Genomic DNA, 704 nt, shown 5'->3' with positions numbered 1-704 from the left:
GGGCCCGCCGAGCTTGTGGTGGTGGCAGACGTTTCCGTCGTCGACGCCGATGGCGTAGCCGCTGAGGTTCGGCGCGTTCGGGGAGTCGCTGCCCAGTGTCAGGTCCGTCGCGTCGGCCGCGCTCGACCACGCGGTCGTCCAGCCGTCCTTCTGGACGAACTCGTTGGCGGACACCTTCTTGGCGCCGACCACCGCGATGTTGATGGCCGTGATCGGCAGCCCCTTGCCCGACATGGCCCCGTCGCACCTCGGGTTCGTCCAGCCGGCGCCCTTCCTGTGGACCCGGTAGCAGATGTGCCGGCCGGAATCCTCGGCGGCCAGCCGCCGGACGGCGTAGGCGGCGGTGTTCGGCGGGAGCTCGGGAGCCTCGCGCTCCTCGGCCCGGGGCTCCGCCTTCTTTGTCTTCTTCTCCGTCGGCTCGGGCGACCCGCCGGCCGGGGCCGCCGAACTCACCACCGGGGACGCCTTCTCGACGACGGGTCTCGGCTCGGCGGACGGCTTCTTCGTCGAGGGCTCCGGCGTGGGTTCCGCCGGAGCGTACTCGCCCTTCGGCACCTCCAGGGGCTCCTCCTCCAGCAGCGTGTCGGACCCTGCGGCCACCGCCACGTCGTCCTTCTTCTCCTGCCGCGAGTCGTCCGTGGCCCAGATCAGCAGCGGCACGGCGAGGAGGACGACGCCCGCGATGCCGGCGGCGGCGAGCAGGG

At 72.4% G+C, this 704-nt stretch carries 1 pseudogene; it reads right to left on the bottom strand.

What is annotated here, in order from left to right:
* Positions 1-704: pseudogene (locus B7767_RS46930) on the bottom strand (hypothetical protein); the annotation flags it as partial.

Source organism: Streptomyces sp. 13-12-16 (assembly GCF_002114215.1).
Lineage (GTDB): Bacteria > Actinomycetota > Actinomycetes > Streptomycetales > Streptomycetaceae > Streptomyces.
This window is presented reverse-complemented; position numbering and strand designations above follow the sequence as displayed.